The sequence below is a fragment of the Dactylosporangium sp. NPDC049140 genome, assembly GCF_040648435.1.
The window spans coordinates 37,695-61,576 of record NZ_JBEZDS010000047.1; the positions used below are offsets into that span (position 1 = coordinate 37,695).

Annotated in this window: 26 protein-coding genes; 14 read left to right on the forward strand and 12 right to left on the reverse strand. The window is 72.4% G+C overall.

Features of this window, described 5'->3' with window-relative positions; all coding sequences use genetic code 11:
- Positions 1 to 89 precede the first annotated feature (89 nt).
- The 7 genes from AB0B76_RS46125 to AB0B76_RS46155 are packed head-to-tail and all read left to right on the forward strand — an operon-like array spanning position 90 to position 6,258.
- Positions 90 to 1,055: a dehydrogenase gene (locus tag AB0B76_RS46125; protein ID WP_360388467.1), complete on the forward strand. Its 966-nt coding sequence runs from the start codon at positions 90 to 92 to the stop codon at positions 1,053 to 1,055.
- Positions 1,056 to 1,070: 15 nt separating this feature from the next.
- On the forward strand, positions 1,071 to 1,469 hold the full coding sequence (locus AB0B76_RS46130; RefSeq protein ID WP_360388470.1) for a 6-carboxytetrahydropterin synthase: 399 nt from the start codon (positions 1,071 to 1,073) through the stop codon (positions 1,467 to 1,469).
- The gene (locus tag AB0B76_RS46135; RefSeq protein ID WP_360388473.1) at positions 1,466 to 2,479 is read left to right on the forward strand and encodes a glycosyltransferase family 4 protein; all 1,014 of its coding nucleotides are present in this window, start codon (positions 1,466 to 1,468) and stop codon (positions 2,477 to 2,479) included. Before AB0B76_RS46130 ends, AB0B76_RS46135 begins: the two co-directional genes overlap by 4 nt.
- Positions 2,480 to 2,533: 54 nt before the next feature.
- Complete coding sequence (locus AB0B76_RS46140; RefSeq protein ID WP_360388475.1) at positions 2,534 to 3,487, forward strand: lysylphosphatidylglycerol synthase transmembrane domain-containing protein; 954 nt, start codon at positions 2,534 to 2,536, stop codon at positions 3,485 to 3,487.
- 8 nt (positions 3,488 to 3,495) lie between these two features.
- On the forward strand, positions 3,496 to 4,128 hold the full coding sequence (ribA, locus tag AB0B76_RS46145) for a GTP cyclohydrolase II (protein ID WP_360388478.1): 633 nt from the start codon (positions 3,496 to 3,498) through the stop codon (positions 4,126 to 4,128).
- 34 nt (positions 4,129 to 4,162) lie between these two features.
- Entirely contained in the window at positions 4,163 to 4,855 is a 693-nt protein-coding gene (locus AB0B76_RS46150) for a dihydrofolate reductase family protein (RefSeq protein ID WP_360388609.1), read from the forward strand.
- Positions 4,852 to 6,258: a ferredoxin reductase family protein gene (locus AB0B76_RS46155; protein WP_360388481.1), complete on the forward strand. Its 1,407-nt coding sequence runs from the start codon at positions 4,852 to 4,854 to the stop codon at positions 6,256 to 6,258. The genes AB0B76_RS46150 and AB0B76_RS46155 overlap by 4 nt, the downstream gene beginning before the upstream one ends.
- A gap of 7 nt (positions 6,259 to 6,265) precedes the next feature.
- Here AB0B76_RS46155 and der read toward each other — a convergent pair whose 3' ends face one another.
- The 3 genes from der to AB0B76_RS46170 all read right to left on the reverse strand — a co-directional run bounded on the left by der (position 6,266) and on the right by AB0B76_RS46170 (position 8,977).
- Positions 6,266 to 7,642, reverse strand: coding sequence for a ribosome biogenesis GTPase Der (der, locus tag AB0B76_RS46160; RefSeq protein WP_360388612.1), 1,377 nt, complete (start codon positions 7,640 to 7,642; stop codon positions 6,266 to 6,268).
- A 5-nt stretch (positions 7,643 to 7,647) separates the two neighbouring features.
- The gene (cmk, locus tag AB0B76_RS46165; RefSeq protein ID WP_360388484.1) at positions 7,648 to 8,319 is read right to left on the reverse strand and encodes a (d)CMP kinase; all 672 of its coding nucleotides are present in this window, start codon (positions 8,317 to 8,319) and stop codon (positions 7,648 to 7,650) included.
- A gap of 106 nt (positions 8,320 to 8,425) precedes the next feature.
- Positions 8,426 to 8,977: a MarR family winged helix-turn-helix transcriptional regulator gene (locus AB0B76_RS46170; protein WP_360388486.1), complete on the reverse strand. Its 552-nt coding sequence runs from the start codon at positions 8,975 to 8,977 to the stop codon at positions 8,426 to 8,428.
- Between the two features lie 109 nt (positions 8,978 to 9,086).
- On the opposite strand from AB0B76_RS46170, the gene AB0B76_RS46175 reads away from it, so the two are divergent.
- Complete coding sequence (locus AB0B76_RS46175) at positions 9,087 to 9,650, forward strand: NAD(P)H-dependent oxidoreductase (protein WP_360388489.1); 564 nt, start codon at positions 9,087 to 9,089, stop codon at positions 9,648 to 9,650.
- 13 nt (positions 9,651 to 9,663) lie between these two features.
- Here the strand turns inward: AB0B76_RS46175 and AB0B76_RS46180 are convergent, their stop codons facing one another.
- On the reverse strand, positions 9,664 to 10,665 hold the full coding sequence (locus tag AB0B76_RS46180; protein ID WP_360388491.1) for a WYL domain-containing protein: 1,002 nt from the start codon (positions 10,663 to 10,665) through the stop codon (positions 9,664 to 9,666).
- Between the two features lie 61 nt (positions 10,666 to 10,726).
- Between AB0B76_RS46180 and AB0B76_RS46185 the strand changes: the two genes are divergently transcribed.
- Complete coding sequence (locus AB0B76_RS46185) at positions 10,727 to 11,215, forward strand: ATP-binding cassette domain-containing protein (RefSeq protein ID WP_360388494.1); 489 nt, start codon at positions 10,727 to 10,729, stop codon at positions 11,213 to 11,215.
- A gap of 20 nt (positions 11,216 to 11,235) precedes the next feature.
- Entirely contained in the window at positions 11,236 to 11,670 is a 435-nt protein-coding gene (locus AB0B76_RS46190) for an ABC transporter permease (RefSeq protein ID WP_360388497.1), read from the forward strand.
- A 3-nt stretch (positions 11,671 to 11,673) separates the two neighbouring features.
- On the opposite strand, the gene AB0B76_RS46195 is transcribed toward AB0B76_RS46190, so the two are convergent.
- The 4 genes from AB0B76_RS46195 to AB0B76_RS46210 form a co-directional block, all read right to left on the reverse strand.
- Positions 11,674 to 12,507, reverse strand: coding sequence for a pseudouridine synthase (locus tag AB0B76_RS46195; RefSeq protein ID WP_360388500.1), 834 nt, complete (start codon positions 12,505 to 12,507; stop codon positions 11,674 to 11,676).
- Positions 12,494 to 13,747: an SMC-Scp complex subunit ScpB gene (scpB, locus tag AB0B76_RS46200; RefSeq protein WP_360388503.1), complete on the reverse strand. Its 1,254-nt coding sequence runs from the start codon at positions 13,745 to 13,747 to the stop codon at positions 12,494 to 12,496. The genes AB0B76_RS46195 and scpB overlap by 14 nt, the downstream gene beginning before the upstream one ends.
- Positions 13,744 to 14,676 carry a segregation/condensation protein A gene (locus tag AB0B76_RS46205; RefSeq protein WP_360388615.1) on the reverse strand — a complete coding sequence of 311 codons (933 nt, stop codon included), beginning with the start codon at positions 14,674 to 14,676 and terminating at the stop codon, positions 13,744 to 13,746. The genes scpB and AB0B76_RS46205 overlap by 4 nt, the downstream gene beginning before the upstream one ends.
- 94 nt (positions 14,677 to 14,770) lie before the next feature.
- Positions 14,771 to 15,706, reverse strand: coding sequence for a ParA family protein (locus AB0B76_RS46210; protein WP_033359452.1), 936 nt, complete (start codon positions 15,704 to 15,706; stop codon positions 14,771 to 14,773).
- A gap of 170 nt (positions 15,707 to 15,876) precedes the next feature.
- Here AB0B76_RS46210 and AB0B76_RS46215 point away from each other — a divergent pair, with 170 nt between their 5' ends.
- From AB0B76_RS46215 to AB0B76_RS46230, 4 genes are all read left to right on the forward strand, one after another.
- A complete protein-coding gene (locus tag AB0B76_RS46215) occupies positions 15,877 to 17,178 on the forward strand; it encodes a protein kinase (RefSeq protein ID WP_360388506.1) in 1,302 nt (433 codons plus the stop codon).
- Between the two features lie 916 nt (positions 17,179 to 18,094).
- A complete protein-coding gene (locus AB0B76_RS46220; protein ID WP_360388509.1) occupies positions 18,095 to 18,733 on the forward strand; it encodes a SigE family RNA polymerase sigma factor in 639 nt (212 codons plus the stop codon).
- Entirely contained in the window at positions 18,663 to 19,850 is a 1,188-nt protein-coding gene (locus tag AB0B76_RS46225; RefSeq protein WP_360388512.1) for a hypothetical protein, read from the forward strand. The genes AB0B76_RS46220 and AB0B76_RS46225 overlap by 71 nt, the downstream gene beginning before the upstream one ends.
- A 233-nt stretch (positions 19,851 to 20,083) precedes the next feature.
- Positions 20,084 to 20,278: a hypothetical protein gene (locus AB0B76_RS46230; RefSeq protein WP_360388515.1), complete on the forward strand. Its 195-nt coding sequence runs from the start codon at positions 20,084 to 20,086 to the stop codon at positions 20,276 to 20,278.
- 1 nt (position 20,279) lies between these two features.
- Here the strand turns inward: AB0B76_RS46230 and AB0B76_RS46235 are convergent, their stop codons facing one another.
- The 4 genes from AB0B76_RS46235 to ald are packed head-to-tail and all read right to left on the reverse strand — an operon-like array spanning position 20,280 to position 23,766.
- Positions 20,280 to 21,047 (reverse strand): hypothetical protein, encoded by a 768-nt coding sequence (locus AB0B76_RS46235; protein WP_360388518.1) that lies wholly within the window; start codon positions 21,045 to 21,047, stop codon positions 20,280 to 20,282.
- A gap of 56 nt (positions 21,048 to 21,103) precedes the next feature.
- Positions 21,104 to 21,667, reverse strand: coding sequence for a TetR family transcriptional regulator (locus AB0B76_RS46240; protein WP_360388521.1), 564 nt, complete (start codon positions 21,665 to 21,667; stop codon positions 21,104 to 21,106).
- 35 nt (positions 21,668 to 21,702) lie between these two features.
- A complete protein-coding gene (locus AB0B76_RS46245; protein WP_360388524.1) occupies positions 21,703 to 22,644 on the reverse strand; it encodes a site-specific tyrosine recombinase XerD in 942 nt (313 codons plus the stop codon).
- A 6-nt stretch (positions 22,645 to 22,650) separates the two neighbouring features.
- Complete coding sequence (gene ald, locus AB0B76_RS46250) at positions 22,651 to 23,766, reverse strand: alanine dehydrogenase (protein ID WP_360388527.1); 1,116 nt, start codon at positions 23,764 to 23,766, stop codon at positions 22,651 to 22,653.
- Between the last annotated feature and the right edge of the window lie 116 nt (positions 23,767 to 23,882).

A 23,882-nucleotide genomic window follows, 5' to 3' on the forward strand; every position in this document is an offset into this window, starting at 1 on the left:
GAGGCTGTGCTTACTGACCATGGACCCGTCAGTGCATACGCGCGTTCGGGCGTAACGGTTCGATCGGAACGATCTCAGGGAGTGTCGGCGTGCCACAGGCGAACGCGTTCTGGACCACCGGGACGGGCGGGGAGATACGTCCGGTGGAGGTCCCCGCCCCGGGTGACGACGAGGTGCTGGTCCGGACGCTGTACTCGGGTGTGAGCCGCGGCACTGAGACGCTCGTGTTCGCCGGGAAGGTGCCGCCGGACCAGTTCGCCGTCATGCGCGCACCCTTCCAGGAGGGCGACTTCCCGTACCCGGTGAAGTACGGCTACCTCAACGTCGGCGTGGTCGAGGCGGGCCCTTCGGACCTGCGCGGCCGTACGGTGTTCTGCCTGTACCCGCACCAGAGCGCGTACGTGGTGCCGCGCGCGTCGGTGGTGCCGCTGCCCGACGGGGTACCGCCGCGCCGGGCCGTGCTCGCCGGCACCGTCGAGACCGCCGTCAACGCGCTCTGGGACGCGGCCCCGCTGATCGGCGACCGGGTGAGCGTGGTCGGCGCGGGCATGGTCGGCTGCAGCGTCGCCGCGCTGCTGGCCCGCCTGCCGGGGGCCGAGGTCGAGCTGGTCGACACCGACCCGTCGCGCCGGACCGTCGCCGACGCGCTCGGCGTCGCGTTCGCGCTCCCCGCGGAGGCGTCCGGGGGCCGCGACCTGGTCGTGCACGCCAGCGCGACGCAGCCGGGCCTGCAGCGCGCGCTCGAACTGCTCGCGCCGGAGGGGACGGTGCTGGAGCTGAGCTGGTACGGCGACCGCCCGGTCACCCTCGCGCTCGGCGGCGCCTTCCACTCCGGCCGGCTCACGATCCGCAGCAGCCAGGTCGGCACCGTCTCGCCGGCCCGGGCCGCGACCCGCACCTACGCCGACCGGATGGCCCTGGCGCTGCGCCTGCTGCGCGACCCGGCCTTCGACGCCCTCATCACCGGCGAGTCCCCGTTCGCGGACCTGCCGGCGGTGCTGGCCGGGCTCGCCGACGGCACCCACCCGGCCCTCTGCCACGTGATCACCTACTGAACAGGAGCATGCCGCGTGTACAGCCTCACCGTCCGTGACCACATGATGATCGCCCACAGCTTCCAGGGCGAGGTCTTCGGCCCCGCCCAGCGTCTGCACGGCGCGACCTACGTGGTCGACGTGACGTTCTCCCGCCGGGAGCTCGACGCCGACAACCTGGTGGTCGACATCGGCCTGGCCGCGCAGGAGCTCAAGGATGTCCTGGGCGCGCTGAACTACCGCAATCTCGACGAAGAGCCCGAGTTCAGCGGCGTGAACACGTCGACGGAGATGCTCGCCGCGGTGGTGGCCGACCGGCTGGCCGCGCGGGTTGCCGCCGGGGCGCTGGGCGGCGGCGGGACCGGGCTGGAGCGGCTGGCGGTCACCCTGCGCGAGTCACACGTGGCGTGGGCCACGTACGAGCGCGATCTGTGACCGTTTTCGCGGTGCTGCCGGGCGACATCGACGACCCGCGCTCCCCGAGCGGCGGCAACCGGTACGACCGCGAAATCTGCGACCGGCTGGCCGCCGTCGAACGCCCCGCGCCCGGCGCCTGGCCGCACCCGGACGCCGGGGACCTCGCGCGGCTCGACGCCCTCCTCGCGGGGCTTCCCCACGGCGCCGCGGTGCTGGTCGACGGCCTGGTCGCCTCGTGCGCGCCCGCCGTGCTGGAGGCGCACGCGGCCCGGCTGCGGCTGGTCGTGCTCGTGCACATGCCGTTCGGCGACGACGACCCGGCGGCCCGGCCGGACGAGGCGCGGGCGCTGCGGGCCGCGAGTGCGGTGATCGCCACCAGCGGCTGGACGAGGCGGCGGCTCATCGAGTTGTACGCGCTGAGCCGCCTCCACGTCGCGACGCCGGGCGTGCATCAGGCGCCGGTCGCCGCCGGGTCGGGCGGCGCCGGGGCGCTGCTCTGCGTCGCCGTGATCGGCCGCCACAAGGGCCACGACGTGCTGGTCGAGGCCCTCGCCCGGGTCGCCGACCGGGACTGGACCTGCGTGTGCGCCGGCTCCGTGGACCGCGACCCCGCCTTCGCGCGCGGGCTCGCGGCCCGCATCGACGCCCTCGGCCTGGGCGACCGCATCAGCCTCGTGGGGCCGCGCCCGGTCGATCCCCTGTACGCCGCCGCGGACCTGCTGGTCCACCCGTCGCGGGGCGAGACCTACGGCATGGTCGCCGCCGAGGCGCTCGCCCGCGGCGTCCCGGTCCTGGCCACGACGGCCAAGGGGCTGCCGGACGCGATCGGGGCCGCCGCGCCGCCCGGCTGGCTGGTCCCGCCCGGCGACGCGGACGCCCTGGCCGGCGCGCTGCGGCGCTGGTTCGGCGACGCGGCGCTGCGCGACCGGCTCCGGGCCGCCGCGCTCGCCCGCCGGGCGACGCTCACGGGCTGGGACGACACCGCACGCGCGGTCGAGGCCGTTTTCCGACACACGATCGCGGACTGAACCCGATCGCGTCCGGCGGCGTATGTAAATAGAGATCGTCCGGAAAGGAGTCCCATGCCGAGCAGCGCCGCCGCCGTCGCCGTACCCACGGGCCGCCGGGCGATCAACTGGGGTCTCGTGCGCACCGTCGGCGGGCTGGCCGTGCTCGCGCTGCTCGTGTGGCGCGTCGGCAGCGGGCCGTTCGTCGCCGGGCTGCGGATGATCGACGTGTGGTCGGTCGCGGCCGCGGTCGGCGTCGGGGCGGCCACCATCGTGGCGTGCGCCTGGCGGTGGCGGCTCGTCGCCCTCGGCCTGGGCATGCACCTGCCCCTGCGCACCGCGGTCGCCGAGCTGTACCGCGCGGTGCTCATCAACTCCACGCTGCCGGGCGGGGTGCTCGGCGACGTCGACCGGGCCGTCGGCCACGGGCGCGCGGACGGCGACGTCGGCCGCGGCATCCGCGCCGTCGTGTGGGAGCGCACGGCCGGCCAGGCCGTCCAGCTGACCCTCGCCGTGGCACTGCTCTGGGCGCTGCCGTCGCCGGTGCGCCCGTTCGTGCCCCGCATCGCCGCCGTCGTGGCCGGCGTCACGCTGCTCGCGGCCGTGCTCGCGCTCGTCGCCGGGCGGCGCGGGCCGCAGTGGTGGCGCCGGGCGGTGCACACCGCGCGCGCCGACGTCCGCGAGGTACTGCTGGCCCGGCGGATCTGGCCCGGCGTCGTCCTCTGCTCCGCCGTCGCCGTCGCCGGTCACCTGGTCACGTTCCTCGTCGCCGCGCGCACCGCCGGCCTGCACGCGCCGGCCGCGCAACTGCTGCCGCTGACGCTACTGGCCCTGCTCGCGATGGGCGTGCCCGCGAACATCGGCGGATTCGGGCCGCGGGAGGGCGTCGCCGCCTGGGCTTTTGCCGCCGCCGGCCTCACCGCCGCGCAAGGCGTGGCGACAGCGACGGCGTACGGGGTACTGGTGTTGGTGTCGAGCCTTCCCGGCGTAGCGGTCCTGCTGTTCCGCCGACGCACCGTGGCGAGCTAAGGAGAGGGATGTTCGAAACACTTCCGGGAGCAACCATGCGCACGCAGGTGACCGTGCCGCTGCGGCTCCTCGACGGGTACTCCACCACCGCCCGCCTGTTCACGTTCAACGGCCTGGTCGACGGGCGCGAGCACGTCGCCTTCGGCCTCGGCGACTGGGCCGGCGCGGCCCGCCGCAGCGCCGACGGGGGCGCCGCGCCGCTGGTCCGCCTGCACAGCGAGTGCCTGACCGGGGACATCTTCGGCAGTGAGCGCTGCGACTGCGGGCCGCAGCTGCGCGAGGCGATCGAGCGGATCACCGAGGCCGGGGGCTTCCTGCTGTACCTGCGCCAGGAGGGCCGGGGCATCGGGCTGTACTCGAAGCTCGACGCGTACGCGCTGCAGGACACCGGCCTGGACACCTTCGAGGCCAACATCGCGCTCGGGCACGCCGAGGACGAGCGGGACTACTCCGCGGCGGCCCAGATGCTCGACGCGCTCGGCGCGCAGCGCATCCGGCTGCTGACCAACAACCCCGACAAGGCCGACCAGCTCGACGGGCTCGGGGTGACGGTGGCGAGCGTGGTGCCGACCGGCGTCTTCCTCAGCCCGGCGAACGCGGGGTACCTCGCGGCCAAGGCGAGCCGTGCCGCCGCCAGGTGAGGCCACGCTCGCCTGGGAAGATGCGGCCGTGCAGATCTCCGAGGCCCGGCCCTACGTCGTGTTGAGCTGCGCGATGTCGCTCGACGGGTACCTCGACGACGCCAGCGACGAGCGCCTCGTGCTCTCCAACCGCGAGGACCTCGACCGTGTGGACGGGATGCGGGCCGGCTGCGACGCGATCCTGGTCGGGGCCAACACCATCCGCCGCGACAACCCGCGGCTCATGGTGCGCGCCCCGGAGCACCGGGAGCGGCGGGCCGAGCGCGGGCTGCCGCCGCCGGCCAAGGTCGCCATCCTCGGCCACGGCGACATCGACCCGCAGTCGCGGTTCTTCACCCACGGCGACGCCCAGAAGATCGTGTACTGCGCCACGAAGACCGCCCGCCGCAACCACGTCCGGCTCGGCGGCCGGGCCGAGGTCGTCGACGGCGGCGACCCCGTCGGCGCCGGGTTCGTGCTGGCCGACCTGGCCGGCCGTGGGGTGCGGCGGCTGCTCGTCGAGGGCGGCGGCACGGTCCACACCATGTTCCTCACCGCCGGGCTCGTCGACGAGCTCCAGCTCGTGATCGCGCCGTTCTTCGTCGGCGACGGGCGGGCCCCGCGCTTCGTCGGCGACGGGCACTTCCCGTGGCACCCCGGCCACCGCGCCACGATGGTGGATGTACGGCAGATGGACGACGTGGTACTCCTGCGCTACGCCCTTTCCGACCGATTCGAGGCCTCATGACCCCGCCGAACGGCACCGGCACCGCCGCTCCCATCCGGATGTCCGACCCCCGGGCCGCCGTGTCGGAGCGGGTGCAGCGGCACCGCCGCCCGCGGGGCGGGAACGGGCCCCAGCGCGCCACGTTCGCCCTCGTCGCTGTCGCGCTCGTCAACGCGGCCGCCGTCGAGTCACTGTTCTTCAGCGCCTCCGACGCGCCCAGCACCATGCTGGCCGTCGGGCGGTTCCTGGGCCTGCACGCCGCGGTGCTGCTCGCGCTGCAGCTGGTGCTCGTGGCCCGCGTGCCGTGGCTGGACCGGCGGCTGGGCCTGGGCCAGCTCACCGCCTGGCACCGCTGGGTCGGCATCGGCCTCGCGTGGACGATCGTCGTGCACTCGACGCTCGCGTCGTGGGCGTACGCCCGGATCAATCACTGGTCCTTCGGCACGCTCACGGACAAGTGGCTCGGCTCGCTCGGCACGCTCGCCGGCATCGTCTCGGGCACGCTGCTGTTCGTCGTCGTGCTCGCCTCGACCCGGGCGGCGCGCCGGCGGTTGCCGTACGAGCTGTGGCACCTCGTGCACATCGGCACCTACGCGGTGGTCGGGTTCGCCATCGTGCACCAGACGATCGAGAACCCGATCTCCCAGCCGGCCACCTGGGCCAAGGTGTACTGGTGGGCGCTGTGGACGGTCTCGATCGGGCTGTTCGTGCTCGGCCGGATGGGCCTGCCGCTGTACCGCAACCTCCGCCACGGGCTGCGCGTGTCGGCCGTCGTGCCCGAGTCCGACGACGTGACCTCGGTGTACGTGACCGGCCGCGGCCTGGACAGGATGCCGGCCGAGGCGGGCCAGTTCATGCTGTGGCGCTTCCTCACGCCGGGGCGCTGGTGGCAGGTCAACCCGTTCTCGCTGTCGCAGGCGCCGGACGGCAAGGGCCTGCGGCTGACGGCCAAGGCGGTCGGGCGCGGCACGGCGGGCCTGCGCACCCTGCGCGTCGGCACCCGGGTCTTCGTCGAGGGCCCCTACGGCGCCTTCACGGCCCAGCACCGCACGAAGTCGGCGACGCTGCTGATCGCCGGCGGCGTCGGCATCACGCCGATCCGGTCGCTCCTGGAGGTTCTCGAGGGCTCGATCATCGTCATGTACCGCGTCCGCTCCGAGTCCGAGGCCACGCTCCTGAACGAGCTGCGCGACCTGTCGTACGCCAAGCGCGCCCAGCTCATGCTGGTCGTGGGCCGCACCAAGGACACGAGCCCGGCGCCGCTGAGCGCCGAGCACCTGACGAAGCTGGTGCCCGACATCCGCCAGCGCGACGTGTACGTCTGCGGGCCGACCGCCATGACGAACGCGGTGCTGGCGTCGCTGCGCAAGCTGGGCGTGCCGCGCATCCAGCAGCACGCCGAGGTCTTCGCCCTGGCTGACTAGCCCCTACCTACTTCTTGTTCTTCTTGCGCGGCTTCACGGTGATGTGGATCGGGGTGCCGGTGAAGTCGAACTCCTCGCGGAGCTTGCGCTCGACGAAGCGGACGTAGCCGGGGTCCAGCACGCCGGTCGTGAACAGCACGAACTTGGGCGGCGAGACGCCGGCCTGGGTCGCGAAGAGCACGCGCGGGGCGCGCCCGCCGCGGATCGGGTGCGGCGTCGCCTGGACGAGCGCGGTCAGCCACTGGTTGAGCTGGCCGGTCGGCACGCGGCGCTCCCAGTTGTCCAGGGCGGTGTTCAGGGCCGGGGCGAGCTTGTCCACGGCCCGGCCGGTCAGGGCCGACACGTTGACCCGCACCGCCCACGGCACCCGGCGCAGCTCGCGGTCGATCTCCTTGCCGAGCTGGTACCGGCGGTCCTCGTCGACGAGGTCCCACTTGTTGAACGCGATGACGAGCGCCCGGCCGGACTCGATCACCATCGTGATGATGCGCTGGTCCTGCTCCGAGATGACCTCGCTCGCGTCGAGCAGGACGATCGCGACCTCGGCCGCCTCGATGGCCGCGTTGGTGCGCAGGGAGGCGTAGTACTCGGTGCCGGAGGCGTGCGCGACCCGCTTGCGCAGGCCGGCGGTGTCGACCAGGTGCCAGGTCTCGCCGCCGAAGTCGACGAGGCTGTCCACGGGGTCGACGGTCGTGCCGGCGACGGAGTCGACGACCGCGCGCTCCTCCTTGGCCAGCTTGTTGAGCAGGCTGGACTTGCCCACGTTGGGGCGCCCGACGAGCGCGATGCGGCGCGGGCCGGCCTCGCGCGGCTCGACCGGGCGGGCCTCGGGCAGGTTCTCCAGGATCTTGTCGAGCAGGTCACCGGCGCCGCGGCCGTGCAGGGCCGAGACCGGGAACGGCTCGCCCAGGCCCAGGCCCCACAGGCTGGCGGTCTCGCCCTCGATCCGGTCGTTGTCGACCTTGTTCGCGACCAGGATGACCTTGCGGCCGCTGCGGCGCAGCATGCGCACGGCGGCCTCGTCGTCCGAGGTCGGCGGGATCGTGGCGTCGACGACGAAGAGCACGACGTCGGCGGTCTGCGCGGCGATCTCGGCCTGGGTGGCGATGGCCCGGGCCCGCTCGCGGGCGTCGGGCAGCCAGCCGCCGGTGTCGACGACGGTGAAGTGCCGGCCGGTCCACTCGGCGTCGTAGGCGACCCGGTCGCGGGTCACCCCGGCCACGTCTTCCACGACCGCCTGGCGGCGCCCGAGAATGCGGTTGACCAGCGTGGACTTGCCGACGTTGGGGCGGCCGACGACCGCGACGATGGGGAGGCTCAGCTCAAGGTCCGGCTCGTCGCCCTCGGGGTCGAACGTGTCGCGCCCGGAGACGTCCGCGGACATCGCGTTCACGCCGTTACCTTGTCGAGCATGCGTTGCAGCCGCTCGACCACCTCGTCGATGCCGAGCGCGGTGGTGTCGAGCACGACGGCGTCGTCGGCCTGGCGCAGCGGGTCGGCGGCGCGGGTCGAGTCGAGGCGGTCGCGCCGGGCGAGGTCGGCCGCGGTGGCGACGCGGTCGGACGCGTTCTCGCTGCTGCGGCGGCGGGCGCGCTCCTCGGCGTCGGCGGTGAGGTAGACCTTCAGGTCCGCGTCGGGCGCCACGACGGTGCCGATGTCGCGCCCTTCGACCACGATCCGGTCGGCCTCGGCGATGATCGAGCGCTGGCTCGCCACGAGCAGGGCGCGCACGGCCGGGACCGCCGAGACGGCCGACACCGCGCGGGTGACCTCCGGCCCGCGGATCTCCCGGTCGACGCCGACGCCGTCGACGCTGATGTGCGGGGCCGCCGGGTCGGTGCCGATGGTCAGCTCGACGCCGTCGGCGACCGCGGCGATCTTGTCGGCGTCGCCCAGGTCGACGTTGTCGCGCAGCACCGCGTAGGTGACGGCGCGGTACATCGCCCCGGTGTCCAGGTAGCGCGCGCCGAGCGCCTGCGCGACCCGGCGGGAGATGGTTGACTTGCCTGAGCCGGACGGCCCGTCGACGGCAACCACCAGTTGCCGGCCCTCGTCGTGCACGCCCGTCTCCTCTGACTCGGTGAAGCCCTTCAAAACAGTACTTGACCCGCCGATGACGTCCGCCCACGGGAGGCCGCCGTCACACCGGGTTCTCCGCGACCTTTCCCTAACAACCGGCCGATTCGACCTCTTCCGGCATTTCAGGAATGTCGGAATCGGTGGGACAGAAGGGCGATGGCAGGCACGGCGCACCCATCGTGCGGTCGGCCTCGGGCAGGCGGTCGAGCACCGCGTCGGCGATGTCCATCAGCGCGTCCACCTGTTCGGGGCGCAGCGCGTCGAAGAACCAGTGCCGCACGTGGGCCACGTGGCGGGGCGCCGCGGCCGTGACCGCCTCCCAGCCGGCCTCGGTCAGCACCACGAACGCGCCGCGGGGATCGTCGGCGCAGGGCTCCCGGGCGACCAGCCCGCGGGCCGTCATCCTGGTGATCTGGTGCGTGAGGCGGGTCTTCTCCCAGTCGGCCGCGACGCGCAGCTGGAACACGCGCAGCCGCCCGCCCGGGGCCTCGGAGAGGCTCACCAGCACCGCGTACTCCGCGATGGTGAGCCCGGTCTCACGCAGCAGCTGCCGGGCGGTGCGGCGCTGAACCTCGGCGTTGAGCGCGAGGTAAGCGCGCCACGCCCGCTGCTCCCGCTCGTCGAGCCAGTCAACCGTCACGCCGGAAGTCTACGGGAGTGGGTGACACGTCACCGTTGTTCTGAGCTATGGTCTCGGTGACACGTCACCCTTCCCCGGGTGGCGGCACTCAGGAAGAGGACTCCACGCAATGACCAAGGTCGGAATCATCCTCGGCAGCACCCGCCCGGGCCGGAACGGCGAGGCCGTGGCCAAGTGGGTGTACGACATCGCGAGCCGGCGCTCGGACGCGGAGTTCGAGCTGGTCGACCTGCTCGACTACAACCTGCCGCACCTGGACGAGGCCATGCCGCCGTCCATGGGGCAGTACGCCAACGAGCACACCAAGCAGTGGGCGGCCAAGATCGCCGAGTTCGACGCGTACATCTTCGTCACGCCCGAGTACAACCACTCGACCAGCGGCGCGCTGAAGAACGCGATCGACTTCCTCTACGCCGAGTGGAACAACAAGGCGGCCGGCTTCGTCAGCTACGGCTCCGTGGGCGGCACGCGCGCCGTCGAGCACCTGCGTCTCATCGCCGCCGAGCTGCAGATCGCCGACGTGCGGGCTCAGGTGGCGCTGTCGCTGTTCACCGACTTCGAGAACTTCAGCGTCTTCAAGCCGGGCCCGCAGCACGAGAACTCGCTCACCACGGTCCTGGACCAGACGGTCACCTGGGGCAAGGCGCTCGCGACCGTACGCAAGGCCGCCTAGTTCCCCGGTGAGATCAGCGCGACGGGCCCGATCCCGGGATCGGGCCCGTCGCCTTCTGGAACCGGGCCGCCAGCGCGGTGCCGGCCGCGCGCAGCTCGGGCGGCCCCACGAGCTCGAACTCGGCGTCGAACATGCCGAACCACGCGGCCAGGCCGGTCCACGACCAGGAGCCGGCGGTGACCCGGCAGCGGTCCGGCCCGGCGTCCTCGACCAGACCCTGCCCGCGGATCCACTCGTTCGCGGCCGCGGCGTTCACGTGCAGGATCGCGGTGCCCTTGCACGGCAGCAGGTCCTGGCGCTCGAAGCGCTCCGCGACGAACTCCGCCACGTCGGCCGCCGGCAGCTCCCGCGGCGCGAACCGGGGCCCGTTCGGCGTGCGCGGCGTCATGCGGTCGACGCGGTACGTCCGCCAGTCCGCCCGGTCCAGATCCCAGCCGATGAGGTACCACCGCCCGCCCCACGTCACCAGGTGGTGGGGCTCCGCGCGGCGCGGCGGGCGCTGCACGCCGGCGCCCTCCACGAGCTCGCGCCGCCCGGCGTAGTCGAAGCGCAGCACCTCGCGCGCGCGGACCGCGGTGCCGATCGTGAGCAGGTGCTCGGCGTCGATGTCCCCCTCGCGCCACGAGCTCTTCACCACCCGCGTCACGCGTAGCGCGTCGACCCGGTGCCGCAGCCGCGCGGGCATGACCTGGCGGACCGTGGCCAGGGCCCGCAGCGCCGCCTCCTCCACGCCCTGCACCGACATCGTCGCCGTCTGCAGTGCCACCGCGACCGCGACGGCCTGGTCGTCGTCGAACAGCAGCGGCGGCAGCTCGGAGCCGGCGTCGAGCCGGTAGCCGCCGTCGGGCCCGCGGGTCGCCTGCACCGGGTACCCCAGGTCGCGCAGCCGGTCGACGTCGCGGCGTACCGTGCGCGCGCTGACCTCGAGCCGGTCGGCGAGCGTGCGGCCGGGCCAGTCGCGGCGGGCCTGGAGCAGGGACAGCAGAGCGAGCAGCCGGGCCGAGGTCTCGAGCATGGGTTCAGTATCGCCGGAGTACAGGACAGGAGCTGTCCGCTTCCGCTGCGAGGCTTCTCGCATGATTCGAACGCGAGGATTGACCAAGGACTTCGTGACCGGACGCAAGACGAGGATCCACGCGGTGCGCGGGATCAGCCTGGACGTCGAGCCGGGCGAGCTCGTCGCGGTGCTCGGCCCGAACGGGGCCGGCAAGACGACCACGATGCGCATGCTCACCACGCTCATCGAGCCGACGGCGGGCACGGCGGTGGTCGCCGGGCACGACGTGACCCGCGAGCCGGACCGGGTGCGGCGGCGCATCGGGTACGTCGGGCAGGGCAACGGCGCCGCGCACACCCAGCGGGTCGGCGACGAGCTGCGGGTGCAGGGCCGCATCTACGGGCTGGACCGGCGCGAGGCCCGGCGGCGGGCGGACGAGCTGCTGACCGCGCTCGACCTCGCCGAGCTGGGCGAGCGCAAGGTCACCGATCTCTCCGGCGGGCAGCGGCGCCGCCTCGACGTGGCCATCGGCCTGGTCCACGCGCGCTGTCCCGGAACTCGCTGCTGATCGGGCGGGCGCTCAAGGAGATGGTGCCGCTGGCCGGGCAGGCGGCCGTGATCGTCGCGGTCATGCTGCCGTTCGGCTTCCACCTGTACCCGGCCCGCGCGCTGCTCGGGCTGGCCCTGCTCGCGCTCTTCGGCGTCGGGCTCGGCTCGCTGAGCTATGCGCTGGCGGTAGCGGTGGCGGTCCGCCGTACCGACTGGATGTTCTGGGCGGTGCACCAGACGCTGCTGTTCCCGCTCATGATCCTGTCGGGCATGCTGCTGCCCCAGGAGTCCGGGCCCGGCTCGATGCGCACGGCGGCGAGCTTCAACCCGCTCGCGCACATGGTCAGCGCCGTGCGCCTGCTCTTCGCCGGGCGCATCGCCGAGACGACCGTGGCCTGGGGCTTCATCGCCGCCGCGGCCACGGCCGCCGTCGGGCTGGTCGTCGGCATCCGGGCGATGCGCCGCTCGACCTGAGGCCTACTCCCCCACGGCCTTGAACAACGCCCCGATCTCGGCCTGCGACAGGTGCCGCGTGCGGCCCGGTCGCAGGTCGCCGAGGCGGATCGGGCCGATCTCGGTGCGGATGAGCCGCTGCACCGGGAAGCCGACGGCGTCGAACACGCGGCGCACGATGTGATTGCGGCCCTCGTGGAGGACCACCTCGACGAGGGCCACCTTGCCGTAGGCGTCGACGACCCGGAACGAGTCGACCTTCACCGGGCCGTCCTCGAGGGTGATCCCGGACTTGAGCTCGCGCCCCATCGCGCGCGGGACGGGGCCGGGGATCTCGACCTGGTAGGTCTTGGCGACCTCGTACGACGGGTGCATCAGCTTGTGCGCGAGCCCGCCGTCGTTGGTGAGCAGGATCAGGCCCTCGCTGTCCTGGTCGAGCCGGCCCACGTGGAAGACCCGCGACTCGATGTTCGGCACGAGGTCCGAGATCGCGTTGCGGCCCTTGTCGTCGTCCATCGTGGAGACCACGCCGCGCGGCTTGTTCAGCGCGATGTACACCAGCCGGGTGTCGGTCACCAGGCGCTGCCCGTCGACGTGGATGGCGTCGCGGTTCGGGTCGGCCTTGTCGCCGAGGGTCGCCTCGCGGCCGTTGACCGTGACACGGCCCGCGTCGATCATGCGCTCGCAGGCACGCCGCGAGCCGAGCCCGGCCGCGGCCAGGATCTTCTGGAGCCGCTCCTCGTGCCGCGGCGGCTCCGCGTCGGGCGGGGCGTCGAACGCCGAGCCCTCGAACTCGGGTCCGGCGAACCCGGGAGCGGGCACGGAGTCGGAGTCAACGGACGGGTCAACGCTGGGCATCGGCGATCTCATCTATGTCGTCGGGAAGGAACGGGGCGAGCGGCGGCAACTGGTCGACGCTCTGCAGGCCGAGCTTCTCCAGGAACAGCGTGGTCGTCCGGTAGAGGAACGCGCCGCTCTCGGGCTCACTGCCGATCTCTTCGATCAGGCCCCGCGTCACCAGCGTACGGACCACCCCGTCACAGTTCACACCCCGGATGGCGGAAATGCGCGATCTGGTCACCGGCTGCTTGTACGCGATCACGGCGAGTGTCTCCAGCGCGGCCTGGGTCAGCCGGGTCTGCTGCCCGTCGAGCACGAACTTCTCCACGTACGCCGCATACTCCGGCCGGGTGTAGAGCCGCCAGCCCCCGGCCACCTGGCGCAGATCAAAGCCGAAACCCAGCCGGGTGTACTCCGCTGAGGCCGCCTCGAGCGCCACCAGCACCCGGTCGACGGGCTGATCGAGCACCTGGGCGAGGGTGACCGCACTGGTCGGCTCGTCGACGACGAGCAGAATGGCCTCGACCGCGGCCCGCAGTTCGGCGTCGCCCATCTCGGCCTTGACCGGCTCTTCGACGGCCGCGGCCGGCTTGGGCGCCTCGGGCCCGGGCAGCGTCGCGGCGACCGGCTCGGGTTGCACTTCGGCCTCGGTCTGCGCTACCGGTTCGACTTCGGCCTCGGGCTGCGGCTCCGGTTCGATTCCCGCCTCGGGCTCAGCCTCAGGCTCGGGCTCGGCTTCCGGCTCGGCTTCCGCTTCCGGCTCGGACTGCGGTTCCGGCTCGGGCTCGGGCTCAGGCTCCGCTTCCAGCTCGGCTTCCGCTTCCGGCTCGGACTCCGGCTCCGGCTCGGGCTCAGGCTCCGCTTCCAGCTCGGCTTCCGCTTCCGGCTCGGACTCCGGCTCCGGCTCGGACTCCGGCTCCGGCTCCGGCTCGGCCTCAGGCTCTGCTTCCAGCTCGGCTTCCGCTTCCGGCTCGGACTCCGGCTCCGGCTCCGGCTCCGGCTCCGGCTCCGGCTCAGCTTCCGGCTCCGCCTCGGCCTGGGGTTCGGGCTGCGGTTCCGGCTCGGACTCAGCTTCCGGCTCCGGCTGCGGTTCAGCCTCCACCTCAGCCTCGGGCTGCTCCTCTTCCGTGTCGGACTGCCACTGGAGGTCGGGGAACGACTGGGCGGCCGGCGGCTCCTGCTTCGGACGCGCCCACGGTGGCACCCAGCTCGCGGCCTGATCGGCCAGCGAACCCGTCGGCTTGTCGTCCTCGTTCACTCGTCCACCTCGTTGTCCACGTCCGCCGCGGCCTCAGCGTCTTCCGGCACCGGCGACTCCGAAGCATCCAACGAACCAGCGGATTCCGCCAATTCGGGGTCCTTGGGCGCGGGTGCGGGCGAGCCCTCGTACTCCTCGACCTCCAGCTCCACGGGCACGTCCTCGGCGGCGGTCCAGCGCACGACCAGCTCGCCGAGGGCCTCGGCCTGTTCGAAGTCGATCAGGTTCTCGCGGTACAACTCCAAAAGGGCCAGGAACCGGGCCACCACCTCGAGGGTCGACTCGCAGCCGGCGCAGAGATCGGAGAAGTTCGCCACGCGGCGCTGCAGGAGCCAGTCCCGCATGATGTTGGCGTGCTCGCGGACGCTGACGCGCACCTGGTGGATGTGGGCGACCGAGACCACCGGCGGCACCTTCGGCGTGAACGCCCGCACCGCGATCTTGAGCAGCCGCTTCGGGCCGATGCCGAGGACCAGGTCGGGGAGGGCGTCGGCGTACCGGGGCTCGAGGGAGACGGCGCGCGGGTACCGGCGCGATCCCACGGCCTCGAGCCCGGCGATGTGGGCGGCCGCCTCCTTGAAGGCCTTGTACTGCAGCAGCCGAGCGAACAGCAGGTCCCGCGCCTCGAGCAGCGCGAGGTCCTCCTCGTTCTCGACCGTGGCCGAGGGCAGCAGGCGGGCCGCCTTCAGGTCGAGCAGCGTGGCCGCGATCACGAGGAACTCGGACGCCTCGTCGAGGTCCCAGTTGTCGCCCATCGCGCGGATGTACACGATGAAGTCGTCCGTCACCGTGTGCAGCGCGACCTCGGTGACGTCGAGCTTGTGCTTGCCGATGAGCTGCAGCAGCAGGTCGAACGGGCCCTCGAAGTTGGACAGCTTGACCTGGAACCCCGAGGTCGCCGCGGCCGGCGCGGCGGGCTCTGCGATCACGGCGGGAGCGTCCGCGGCGTCCACCGCCGCGGACGACTCGACAACCGGCTCAGTCACGCGAAGAACCTAGCGCACGAACTGCGGAAAGCCCCTACTACAGCCGCCGCTCGGCCTGCTGCGCGATGACCTCGCGCGCCAGCTGACGGTAGTTGCGCGCCCCCGACGACGACGGGTCGAGCGTGGTGATGGGGGCACCGGCGACCGTCGACTCCGGGAACTTCACGGTCTTGGTGATGACCGTCTGGTACACCTTGTCGCCGAACGCCTCCACGACGCGCTGGAGCACCTGGCGGCAGTGGGTGGTGCGGCTGTCGTACATGGTCGCGAGGATGCCCTCGAGCTCCAGGTCGAAGTTGAGCCGCTCGCGCACCTTGTCGATCGTGTCCAGCAGCAGCGCCACGCCGCGCAGCGAGAAGAACTCGCACTCCAGCGGGATCATGACGCCGTGCGCCACGGTGAGCGCGTTGATCGCCAGCAGGCCGAGGGACGGCTGGCAGTCGATCAGGATGTAGTCGTACTCCTTGAGCACCGGCCGCAGCACGCGCGCCAGGGCCATCTCGCGCGCGACCTCGGTGACGAGCTGGATCTCGGCCGCCGAGAGGTCGATGTTCGCGGGCAGCAGGTGCAGCCCGGCGATGTCCGTTTTGATCCGGATGTCCTCGACCGTCACGTCGGAGTCCATCAGGATGTTGTAGATCGTGAGATCGAGGTTGTGGGGGTTGACGCCGAGGCCGACCGAGAGCGCGCCCTGCGGGTCGAAGTCGACGAGCAGCACCCGCCGCCCGTACTCCGCGAGCGCCGCGCCGAGGTTGATGGTCGACGTGGTCTTGCCGACGCCGCCCTTCTGGTTCGCCATGGCGATGATCCGCGCCGGGCCGTGCCGGTCCATCGGCATCGGCTCGGGGATCGGCTTGCGCATCGTGTACGCGGTCGGGTCGGCCGGCCCGAGCTCCGCACCGAGGTCAAGCGAGGCCTGCTCGGCGCGCATCGTGGTGGTCCACGACTCCGCCTGGTCGCCCATGCCTGTCATCGCTGGTCTTCGCCCCTCCCGGCGGCGCTGTCTCCACCCGGGGACCGAATCGGCGTCGGCCTTCAGGGGGAGCGAGTCAGCCGTTGCCCGACTCTACCGTCCCTGCAGGGTACATATCGCGCCGCGCGCCCGGCGTGTCGCGAAGCTCATCGTTGGGTACCTTCATTGCCGTGTTGGGACCAGGGGACGTGCTCGGCGACCGGTACCGCCTCGACGAGTTCGTCGCCAGCGGCGGCATGGGGCAGGTGTTCCGCGCCACCGACAAGACGCTGGGCCGCACCGTGGCCGTGAAAGTGCTGCTACCGGGCCACGTCAGCAACGAGGAGTTCGGCCGCCGCTTCCGCTCCGAGGCCCGGATCATGGCCTCGTTCGGCCACCCCGGCGTCGTCGGCGTGTACGACTACGGCGAGACCCCCGAGGGCACGCTGTTCCTGGTGATGGCGTTCGTGGACGGCCGCCCGCTGGGCGAGCGCATCAACGCCGAGGGCACCCTGTCGGTCGGCGAGACGCTCGGCATCGTGGCCCAGGCGGCCGACGCGCTGCACGCGGCCCACGAGGTGGGGATCATCCACCGCGACGTCAAGCCCAACAACCTCCTGGTCGGCGCGAACGGCGCGGTGACGCTCGTCGACTTCGGCGTGGCCCGCTCCGCCGCCGTCACCTCGGTGACGAAGGTGAGCGCCGTGATCGGCACCGCGCTGTACATGTCCCCCGAACAGGCGTCGGGCAAACCGATCTCGCCGTCGGCGGACATCTATGCGCTGGGCGTGGTCGCGTACCACTGCCTGACCGGCGCCCCGCCGTTCACCGGCAACTCCCCGCTCGAGATCGCCATCAAGCACCTGCAGGACGAGCCGCCCCCGCTGCCCGAAACCCTGCCGGCGGCGACGCGAGCGCTCATCGAGCGCGCGATGTCGAAGGACCCGCAGGACCGCTACCCGACCGCCGCCGCCATGGCGTCCGCGGCCCGGGCCGCCCGCGACGCGACGTCGGAAGACCCGGCCCTGGTACCCGCGATGCGCACCTCGGCCCCCACGACGATCATCACCACCCCGGGCGGCGCCCCCGCCGACGACGGCCCGGGACGGCGCCCGGTCTGGGTCCCGATCGCCGCCACGGCGGCCGTGATCGCGCTGGTGGCGGGCGTGGTCCTGGCCGTGGTCGCCCTGACGCGCAACGTGCTGGACCCGAGCTACCCGGACGCCCACACCTCCTCGTCGCCGACGGCAACGGTCTCGACGACGGGCAAGGCCCCGGGCGTCCCGAACGCGTCGCACGCCCCGACGCCGGGCGCCTCGGCGGGTGGCAACAGCGCTACGAACACCGCGCCGCCCAGCTCGCCGGCTCCTGGCACTCAGCCGGCTTCCTCTGCGCCGCCGGTTACGCGTACCACTACGCCTCCGGCGCCGACCACGGATGCGCCTACACCGCCTCCGGCGTCGGTGGAGGCTACCGCCGTCGTCGGCGGCTGAGGCGTTCCCGGCCGAAATGTCCGACACTTCGTGATCGGACATTTCGGATTTATACCCCGACGGGTCTTTTACTGGGACGGGGGCTGACAAACGACGCTCGGCCGATGGTGCGCGGGGCCTTCGGCCCCGCAATGTGTAAGCGTGGTCCCTTTTCGTTGTTGCCTACGGTTATGCCTCTTGGCCGTTGTTTGCTGCCGGGTTCGTGCGGGTCGTCATTCGGTGGTTCCTGTCTCGCGCTATTTGAAACGGGATCCTGTTTGCTTCCGTTCTTTGGGATAATCGATATGTGTTGGGGCAGCGGGGGTTGTTCAGCCGGGCCGAAATAGCTGCGATGTATGACGCTACTCGGCGGCGTAATTATTCGCCTGCCGGTGAGAAGTTTTGGAAGGAGCACCAGCGGCATCGGGACCGGGGGCTCGAGTAGCGGCACCGGAAGAAGCTCTGCGACAGGTACGGCAGTGTCGAGGCTGCTGACGCGTATTTCGAAGAGCGGGCCTGCGCGGCGCTCGCAGAACCGGCCGAATGCCCCGTCGAGCAAACAGAATGCCCAGCGCCGTCGGATGGGGAATCGGCGGAGCCGGCCACCGCGGATGCCGACGCGGATTGCGCGTCATCGCACACCACCACGATTGTGCCGCGCCGGCCAGGGCCCGTGCCGGCCGGTGAAATGCCCATTCGCCGATACTCCGCAACGACAAGCCACCGGCGACGGCTCCCCGAATCCATCGGCTCGCCGCGAAATATCACGATAAAACCGACATGTCGTGGCGCGGAGCGCCCGACATGTCGAGCTGGGCGCAGAACGGCCGTAATGCGCCAATTGGCGGGGCCGAGCGGGCGACGAAAAATCCCCCGATCGTGTGCAACCCTCTCCAGGGCGCTTGCGTCTACCCCCGGACGAAGGGAGCCCGAACGGGTGAACCAAGACGACGAGGCGCACTTCCGCGAATTCGTCACCGCGCGATTCGACGGGCTGCGCTCACTCGCCTACCTGACGTGCGGGGACTGGCACGCCGCGGAGGACGCGGTCGCCGCCTCGCTGGCGAAGCTGTATGTGCGCTGGACGAAGGTCGACACCCCGCTGGCGTACGTGCGGCGGGCGATCGTGCACGCACTGGTCGACGAGTCGCGGCGGCCCTGGCGGCGGCGCGAGCGGTCGGCCGGGTACGCGCTGCCCGAGTTGCCCGGGCCCGACCACGCCGATCAGGTCGACGAGCGGCTCCGGATCCGTGCCGCGCTCGCCCGTATGGCACCCGGCCAGCGCGCCGTGCTGGTGCTGCGGTACTACGAGGGACTGAGCGTTGAGGAGACCGCCGAGGTGCTCGGCCGCCAGCCGGGGACCGTCAAGAGTCAGACCGCCCGCGGGCTCGCCGCCCTCCGCGCGCTGCTCGGCACGGAAGAGCTCCGTGTCCGGGACGACGTTGCGGGGGGCCCTGCAGCGGGTGGTATCGGGATCGGCCACGACCAGGATGGGAGGGAAGGGCATGGAACAGGATCTGCACACGCTGCTGACGTCGGTCCGGGACGACGCGCCGCCACCGCGGCTCAGCGTTGACGACATCACCGCCGCGGGGCGGCACCTGGTGCGGCGCCGCCGGCGTATGGCCCTGCTCTCCTCGGTCGCCGGCGGCACGGTCACGGCGATCGCGGCGGTCACCGCGGCGCTCATGCTCACCGGCACGCCCCGCGCGCTGACCCCGGCCGTCGACCCGAGCGCGCTGCCCAGCGCCTCGCCGGCGCTTACCGAGTTCGCCGAGGCGCCCGCGTTCGTCACGACCTACCAGGGCTACAAGGCCGGGCCGTACATCGTCAGCGCCCCCGACCTGGTCACCAACGCCTACCAGCAGTCCTCGATCGACCCCGGCCCGGGGCCCGAGCCGACGGAGCCGGCGCAGCCGGCGCAGCCGCTGGCGACGGCCAAACCGTCGGCGAGCCGGGCGTCCGAGGTCTCGAGCGGGGGAACCCTGGTGGTGTACCGCCCCGGCGCCTTCGAACCCGCCCTCTTCGAGAAGGGCGGCGAGAAGATCCAGGTCGGCGACGGCGATGTGGGGTTCCTCGCCTACTCCGGCGGCCCGACCGGCCCGTCGATACCGCCCGGGGCCGCCAAGGCGATGTACGGCCGCGACGCCCTGGTGCCGACGCTCGCCTGGCAGTACACCGACGGCGCCTGGGCCGCGATCTACTGGACGGCCTGGGAGAACGTCCCGGGCCGCGACGAGCTGCTCACGATCGCGGACGGCCTGGCCCCGAGCGCGCCACGGCAGTTCCCGGTGGCGTTCCAGGCGGCGACGGTGCCGCGGGGCTATCAGCTGCTGACCGCGAGCTACGGCGACGACGTGCCCAGCGACGAGCCGGCCGCCTCGGCGGTCCGCCTGACGCTGAAGCCTCCGCCGCTGCCGCTGTACGAGCCGTACAACTTCGACGACCTGACGACGCTGACCCTCGCGACCGGCCGGTCCTACGCCGGGTCGAAGATGGCGGGGCGGCTCGACTGCAGCGGCCAGGTGCGGTGCACGCGGATCCTCGGCAACGGCGACGTGTTCGTCTCCGGCGAGGTCACCAACTCGAAGCCGTCGGCCGCCCTCACGCAGATCACCCTGGGCATCAAGCCCATGGACCCGGACGAACCCGGCGCCTGGCTGCCGGCCGTGAAGGTGTTCAGCAGCCAGTAGAGCCAGACGGTAGAGCCAGAAAAAGGCACCCCGGCCGAAAACTCGCGTGCGCGAACGGCCGGGGTGCTGCTACCGTCGACGCATGCGTTTCTGAGCCCATCGACGCCGCGCGAGCCGCCGCTGCCCCGAGCAGCCGGTCGGCCCCCGTTGTGGGTTCATTTTTCCCGCTTCGTGCTACCGCGCGGCCGCAGCCTGTCAACCCGCCAGCCCGCATCCGCGAAGGAGACGCCACCATGCCTGCTGTAGACGACGTACAGGAACCGGAGCCGGAAGAGACCGACGAGGACCGGCCCGCCAACCCGCTCGAGGCGATCCGCCGGGCCCAGGCCAACCGCACCTTCCCTACCGGAGGCGGCGGCCGGGGCGGCGGTGGCGTCGGGAAGGGCGGCAGCCCGAAGGCGCCGAGGATGTACAACCGCCACAAGTGAGTCAGTTCGACGGCTCCTGATTGATCGACACGGCCCGGCCATGGTCTCCGAAGACCGCCGGGCCGTTCGTCGTCAGGGTGTCGATGCGGTAGGTGCTGCCCGATCCCGCGGGGCCGGCCGGCGGCGGGGCCGAGGGCGCGAAGTCGGCCAGGACCCGCGCCAGGTCGAGCGGCGCCGCGCCGGGCACGCGAACCCAGGCGGCCTCGTCGAACCCCTTGTCGGCCAGCTCGATGCGGACCGGGGTGAATGCCTCCGGCGCGAGGTCCTCGTACCGCTGCGCGACCACGTCGTCGTAGACCTGCTCGGAGAGGATCAGCGCCGCCCCCGCCGCCGGGAACGCGGCCAGCGCGAGCTTCAGCGGGCGCGCGTCGACGAGCCGGCTCACCACGACCGCCGCCGCGCCCGGGAACCCGAGCGCCCCGTCGAGGTGGACCAGCCCGACGTGCACCGCGACCCGCACCCGGATGTGCCGCTCGCCGGGGAGCCCGGCGTTGCGCGCGCGCAGCAGCTCGTCGAGCGTGGTGGCGAGGTGCGCGACGACCCGCGGCTCCGAGGCCGCGGCCGGCAGCACCGCCAGCTCGCCGTCGCCGGCCGCCTGGGTGAGCCAGGCGCCGCGGTCGAGCCCGAGCCGCTCCGCCGCCTCCGCGAGGGTCCGGTGGAAATCCTCCTGGATGTGGTACTGCAGCAGATTCTCCCGCCGCGAGTACTTCTCGACGTCGACCGCGACGAGGATGCGGCGCTGCGGCTCCGGTGAGGCAGATGCGGTCATACCCTCCACATGTAGTGCACCCCGAACCGGATTCCAGTCGGCAAACGGACCATTTTTCACAACACGCCCGTGAGGTACCGCTGGACCGTCGCCCCCACCCGCTCGACCACGGTCTCCGTCGTCATCGCCGCGACCGGCGGGATGCGCAGGATGTGCCGGCACATGGCCAGCCCGAGCATCTGGGTCGCGAGCAGCCCGGCCCGCTGCGAGGCCTCGGCCCGGTCGCCGCCGGACAGGCGCAGCACGATCGGCACGATCTGCTCCTGGAAGACGTCCCGGACCCGCTCCGCGACGGTCTCGTCGGTGGCCGCGGAGCGCAGCAGCGTCAGCAGCACGTCACCGGTCGGGTCCTCCTCCCAGCGGCGCACCCAGTGCCGGACGAGCTCCGGCCCGATGCGCTCCGGCGGCAGCTCCGACACGTCCGGCATGCGCAGGTCGATGTCGACGGCCGCGGCGAAGAGGCGCTCCTTGCTGCCGTAGTACCGCATCACCATCGACGGGTCGATCGCGGCGTCGGCGGCGATCGCCCGGATGGTGGCCCGCTGGTAGCCGTCCTCGGCGAAGCGGACCCGGGCGGCCTTCAGGATGGCGGCGCGCGTGGCATCGGAGCGACGAGTCATGCCGACCACTGTAGGCCAACAAGCGTTGGCAAACGCTAGCGAGCCCGCGGGTGGGCGGTGGCGTACACCTCGCGCAGGTGGTCGACGGTCACGAGCGTGTACACCTGGGTCGTGGTCACCGACGCGTGCCCGAGCAGCTCCTGCACGACCCGGATGTCGGCCCCGCCGTCGAGCAGGTGCGTGGCGAACGAGTGGCGCAGCGTGTGCGGCGACACCCCGGACGGCCCGTCGACCGGCAGCCCGGCGCGGTCGGCGGCCTTGCGCAGGATCGTCCACGCGCTCTGCCGCGACAGCGGGCCCCCGCGGGCGTTGAGGAACACGTGCGGCACCCCGGTCCCGTTGGCGGCCAGCGCCGGGCGGGCACGGACCAGGTACGCGTCGAGGGCCGCGCGCGCGTAGCTGCCCATGGGCACGAGCCGGGTCTTGCCGCCCTTGCCGTGCAGGGTCGCCATCCCCGGCCGGGCGTCGAGGTCGAGGTCGTCCGCGGCGATCCCGACGGCCTCGGAGATGCGGGCGCCGGTGCCGTACAGGAACTCGAGCAGTGCCGTGTCGCGCAGGTCGAGCGGGCCGCCCTGGGTGGCCGCCGGCACGGCCAGCAGCCGGCCGACCTGGTCGACGTCGAGCGCCTTGGGCAGCCGCTTGGGCAGCCGCGGCGGCTTCACCTCGCGCGCCGGGTCGTCCGGGGTGATGCCCTCGAGCAGGGCGAAGCGGTGCAGGCCGCGCACGGCGCTGGCGGCCCGGGCGGCCGAGGACGCCGACAGCGGCGGGGCGTCGTCGGCGGGCGTGCGCAGGTCGGCGACGTGGGCGGCGATGTCGCGCGCGGTCACGTCGGCGAGGTCGGCGAGGCCCGCCGCGACCAGCCAGCCGACGTAGCGGTCGAGGTCGCGGCGGTACGACGCCAGGGTGTTGGCGGCCAGCGCCCGTTCCACCGTGAGGTGGTCCAGGTAGGAGTCGACGGTGCGGCGCAGGTCCACCATGGTGTTCTATGCCAGCACGGCGTCCAGGGCAACGTGGCTCATGCCGTGCGCCTCGGCGACGGGGCCGTAGGTGACCGCGCCGTCGTGCGTGTTGAGGCCGAGGGCCAGGGCCCGGTCGCTGCGCAGGGCGTCGCGCCAGCCGCGGTTGGCCAGCTCCAGCGCGTACGGCAGGGTCACGTTGGTCAGCGCGTAAGTGCTGGTGTGCGGCACCGCGCCGGGCATGTTCGCCACGCAGTAGAAGAGCGAGTCGTGCACCCGGTAGGTCGGCTCGTCGTGCGTGGTCGGCTTGGAGTCCTCGAAGCAGCCGCCCTGGTCGATGGAGATGTCGACGAGCACGCTGCCGGGCTTCATGCGCTTGACCAGGTCGTTGCTGATGAGCTTCGGGGCCTTCGCGCCGGGCACGAGCACCGCGCCGATCACGAGGTCGGCGTCCAGAACCGCCTTTTCGATCTCGTACCCGTTCGAGGCGATCGTCTGCAGGTGCCCCTTGTAGATGGCGTCGGCGCCGCGCAGGCGGGCGATGTTCTTGTCCAGCAGCAGCACCTCGCCCTGCATGCCCACCGCGATCGCGGCCGCGTTGAGCCCGGAGACGCCGGCGCCGATGACGACGATCTTGGCCGCGTAGACGCCGGACACGCCGCCGAGCAGCACGCCGCGCCCGCCGCCCGCGCGCATGAGGTGATAGGCGCCGACCATCGGGGCCAGCCGCCCGGCGACCTCGGACATCGGGGCGAGCAGCGGCAGCGAGCGGTCCGGCAGCTCGACCGTCTCGTAGGCGATGCCGGTGACCTTGCGGTCGACGAGCGCCTGCGTACAGTCGCGGGACGCGGCCAGGTGCAGGTAGGTGAAGAGGACCTGCCCGGCGCGCATCCGGTGGTACTCCTCGGCGATGGGCTCCTTGACCTTCAGGACGAGGTCGCCCTCGCCCCACACGTCGTCGGCGGTCGGCAGGATGACGGCGCCGGCCTCGCGGTACTCCTGGTCGGTGATCGACGAACCCTCGCCGGCCCCGGACTGGACGAAGACGTCGTGCCCGTTCGCGGCGAGCTCGTGGACGCCGGCGGGCGTGATGGCCACGCGGTACTCGTGGTTCTTGACCTCGCGCGGAATTGCGACCTTCACGTTGATGACCCCTCTCCACTCAGCGCCTCATTGCGCTGTGTGTACAAGGCGGAGTTTATGGCCCTTCACCTCTACCCATCGGCCGCACAGTGTGAACTCCTGAGCAGCGGGATTGA

Excerpts from the sequence above, each read along its gene's own strand:
- AB0B76_RS46140 (WP_360388475.1), top strand. The coding sequence starts at position 2,534 with ATGCCGAGCAGCGCCGCCGCCGTCGCCGTACCCACGGGCCGCCGGGCG.
- ribA (WP_360388478.1), top strand. The coding sequence starts at position 3,496 with ATGTTCGAAACACTTCCGGGAGCAACCATGCGCACGCAGGTGACCGTG.
- AB0B76_RS46155 (WP_360388481.1), top strand. The coding sequence starts at position 4,852 with ATGACCCCGCCGAACGGCACCGGCACCGCCGCTCCCATCCGGATGTCC.
- der (WP_360388612.1), bottom strand. The coding sequence starts at position 7,642 with ATGTCCGCGGACGTCTCCGGGCGCGACACGTTCGACCCCGAGGGCGAC.
- AB0B76_RS46175 (WP_360388489.1), top strand. The coding sequence starts at position 9,087 with ATGACCAAGGTCGGAATCATCCTCGGCAGCACCCGCCCGGGCCGGAAC.
- AB0B76_RS46180 (WP_360388491.1), bottom strand. The coding sequence starts at position 10,665 with ATGCTCGAGACCTCGGCCCGGCTGCTCGCTCTGCTGTCCCTGCTCCAG.
- AB0B76_RS46185 (WP_360388494.1), top strand. The coding sequence starts at position 10,727 with ATGATTCGAACGCGAGGATTGACCAAGGACTTCGTGACCGGACGCAAG.
- AB0B76_RS46190 (WP_360388497.1), top strand. The coding sequence starts at position 11,236 with ATGGTGCCGCTGGCCGGGCAGGCGGCCGTGATCGTCGCGGTCATGCTG.
- AB0B76_RS46195 (WP_360388500.1), bottom strand. The coding sequence starts at position 12,507 with ATGCCCAGCGTTGACCCGTCCGTTGACTCCGACTCCGTGCCCGCTCCC.
- AB0B76_RS46210 (WP_033359452.1), bottom strand. The coding sequence starts at position 15,706 with ATGACAGGCATGGGCGACCAGGCGGAGTCGTGGACCACCACGATGCGC.
- AB0B76_RS46225 (WP_360388512.1), top strand. The coding sequence starts at position 18,663 with ATGGAACAGGATCTGCACACGCTGCTGACGTCGGTCCGGGACGACGCG.
- AB0B76_RS46230 (WP_360388515.1), top strand. The coding sequence starts at position 20,084 with ATGCCTGCTGTAGACGACGTACAGGAACCGGAGCCGGAAGAGACCGAC.
- AB0B76_RS46235 (WP_360388518.1), bottom strand. The coding sequence starts at position 21,047 with ATGACCGCATCTGCCTCACCGGAGCCGCAGCGCCGCATCCTCGTCGCG.
- AB0B76_RS46240 (WP_360388521.1), bottom strand. The coding sequence starts at position 21,667 with ATGACTCGTCGCTCCGATGCCACGCGCGCCGCCATCCTGAAGGCCGCC.
- AB0B76_RS46245 (WP_360388524.1), bottom strand. The coding sequence starts at position 22,644 with ATGGTGGACCTGCGCCGCACCGTCGACTCCTACCTGGACCACCTCACG.